Source organism: Campylobacter sp. BCW_6877 (assembly GCF_001762445.1).
In the GTDB taxonomy this organism is placed as follows: Bacteria; Campylobacterota; Campylobacteria; order Campylobacterales; family Campylobacteraceae; genus Campylobacter_D; species Campylobacter_D jejuni.
Window position 1 is genome coordinate 1 of record NZ_MJWW01000003.1, and the last position, 2,607, is coordinate 2,607.

General features: G+C 28.7%; 3 protein-coding genes and 1 pseudogene. 3 read left to right on the forward strand and 1 reads right to left on the reverse strand.

Annotation, left to right across the window (positions count from 1 at the left end; translation table 11 throughout):
- The 3 genes and pseudogenes from AJ936_RS09810 to AJ936_RS00030 form a co-directional block, all read left to right on the forward strand.
- Positions 1-496: pseudogene (locus AJ936_RS09810) on the forward strand (VgrG protein); the annotation flags it as partial.
- Positions 497-509: 13 nt separating this feature from the next.
- A complete protein-coding gene (locus AJ936_RS00025; RefSeq protein ID WP_070273882.1) occupies positions 510-722 on the forward strand; it encodes a hypothetical protein in 213 nt (70 codons plus the stop codon).
- 825 nt (positions 723-1,547) lie between these two features.
- Complete coding sequence (locus AJ936_RS00030) at positions 1,548-1,889, forward strand: hypothetical protein (RefSeq protein ID WP_141080069.1); 342 nt, start codon at positions 1,548-1,550, stop codon at positions 1,887-1,889.
- 130 nt (positions 1,890-2,019) lie between these two features.
- Here the strand turns inward: AJ936_RS00030 and AJ936_RS10435 are convergent, their stop codons facing one another.
- On the reverse strand, positions 2,020-2,376 hold the full coding sequence (locus AJ936_RS10435; protein WP_148116010.1) for a site-specific integrase: 357 nt from the start codon (positions 2,374-2,376) through the stop codon (positions 2,020-2,022).
- Positions 2,377-2,607: the final 231 nt, after the last annotated feature.

Consider the following 2,607-nt stretch of genomic DNA (forward strand, 5'->3'; position numbering starts at 1 on the left):
ATTAAGCAATACCTTAAATGTAGGAGTAGATAATAAAGTAAGAGTGGCTAAAAACTCTCATGAATATGTAGGAGAAAACAAAGATATAGAAATAGGTGCTAATCAAAATACCATCATACATAAGGATGAGACAAGAAATGTGAAGGGAAATAAAAAGGAAGTGGTTGAGGGGCATTATGATATTAATGTCAGTGATAAAATGCAAGTGTTAAGCGAGAAAAAGATGGATTATAAAAGCAAAGATAATATTCTTTTTACAAGTAATGAATCCATAGGATTTGAAAGTGATAAAAATACAAGCATGGTAGCTGATAATATCACAACTTATACAAAAACTATTCATGAGTTAAAAGCCGATAGCGAGGCGACTATACAGGTAGGAGAAACAATTATTAATGCAAAACCTGATTGTGTTATCATTAAAGCAGGTGGAGTTGAAGTAACTATAGACTCTAATGGACTTGTGGTTAGAGGTGGAGAACTTAAAGCAGAGTAATAAAGGATAAACAATGAATAAACCCTTCTACAAACTTAAAAAATTTTATATACCTTGTGGTGTGCTTATAGCTTTGATTATTTTTATAAGCTTAACTTATCATTTCTTACAACGACCTTTAGAGCTTATCTTTTGGGATAGATATGATATATCGAAATTATCTATTAATAACGAAGAGAAAAATTTTAAAACAATGAAAACTATGAATTACTCCTACTTTCGCTAACGCTTAGAAGTAGGAGCTTCCTAACTAAAGCCAAGTATTCTTAGCTAGCTCGAAAGGCTTCTTGTTTATAGCTTACACCTAAATTTTCATATAAAATATTAAAACTTATACAAAAATCTTTCATAAATTGTTTCAGAAGTTAAAGAGTTTGTTTGGTAAATTACATTAAGGGTTTAAGCCGCAGGCTGACCCCCTACGGCTAAATTGTGAAACCCCTGAAAGGAGGTACATAAAACTCATTCTAGTGGTTATTATACTGCTTTGTTTATTTATAGTCAAGGCATATTAACCAAGCTCAATTTTTGGGGCAACTGGAGTGGGTTACCTGCGGTATCAAACAAACTTTTAACTAAGCTTCTCTCCTTCTATTGAATTTCTATATTTTTTTATATTTTCAATATTTGCACCAAATAAAAATGAAGGTGCAAAAAACAAAGTGCTAATGAATAACAAGTAAAATCTTTTCATGGACTGTTTTAAGAAGTTAAAGAGTTTGTTTTTGGTATAATTGCATAAGGGTTAATGCCAAAGGGGCGGCAACCCCTTTAGCATTCAATCACGCCCAAAAAGGAGGTGATACAGAATGTTAAACAAAATTATAGTAATAATTATACTACTTTGTATAATTATAGTCAAGTGTTATTAACACTTGTTTTCCCTTTTTTAAAGGGGGTTATAATTTTCCCTTTGGCTTACCAAACAAACTTTTAACTAAGCTTCTCTCCTTCTATTGAATTTCTATATTTGAAAAATTTTATTTTTTTAAAAAGTATATGTTTTTTGTATTATTAATTTTTCAAGTATATTCTTTTGGTTATTTTAACTATAAATCACAGTCCTCTTGAGTTTTTTGAAAATAAAGAAAATAGAGAAAAACTCATAAAAACCCTAATAATACACTTAAATTCTTATTTAGAGGCTGAAAGTAATCTACAAAAAATCAAGATTTTAGTCAAAATATATCAAAATTTACAAAAATGTAGCCGAACTCCTGTTCTTATTGACATAGAAGAACTTGAATTTAACAAAGAAGACATTTTCGAAGAATTATTTTATGCTTTAGGCGGTTTAGGAGGTATGTATTCCGTAGAAATAATACAATCAAGAATTGCAAATTTCATCAAAATACTTGGCGGAGAACCTAAACTTTTATTAGAACAATTTTAAACACATAGACTTCTTCTTGAAGTCTATGCAAATACTCAATTTTAGAAAAATTAATTATTCAATAACGCAGCTTTTATTGTATCATTTGTTGCTTTGGCATATATAGCAGTAGTATTTAGTTTTGCATGTCTTAGAATTCCACAAGGTTTGTTCCTTTGGCTGTTAATCTCATGGCTAAAGTGTGTCTAAGCAAATGAAGTCCTTTTTTGCTGATCAAAGCTTTAGCGTAAATATTATTTACAATCAAAAAAGCATTGCTTCTATTTAAATGTTTTCCTGTGCTAGTTTGCATTATGTAATCACTATCTTGGATATTTTCTTTAAAATATTCAAGCTCATCATCTACTTCTTCTTTTTTAATAAATGCAAATTGTTCTTTACCGCCCTTGCCTATTATGGATATTTTTAATATTTCATCATCAACCTCTTCAAAATCACAAAGTTTTACATTTAAAGCTTCAGAAATTCTAAGTCCTCCATAAAGCATAAGTTTTTTCTAAAACTATTGTAAACTTCTTTTTTGCTTTTTCTTTCTCTAAAACATTATTTAGCCTTATAATTTCATTTTCATTAAGATAATTTAATTTTCTTCTGATTTTTCTGTTCTAAATCTAATTTTCTTCATATCAAAGGAAAAAACAAACAAATCATCATTATTATCGCTTATAAAAGAAAAAAAGCTAGTTAATACTCTCAAATAAGTTATTTTTGTTTTTTT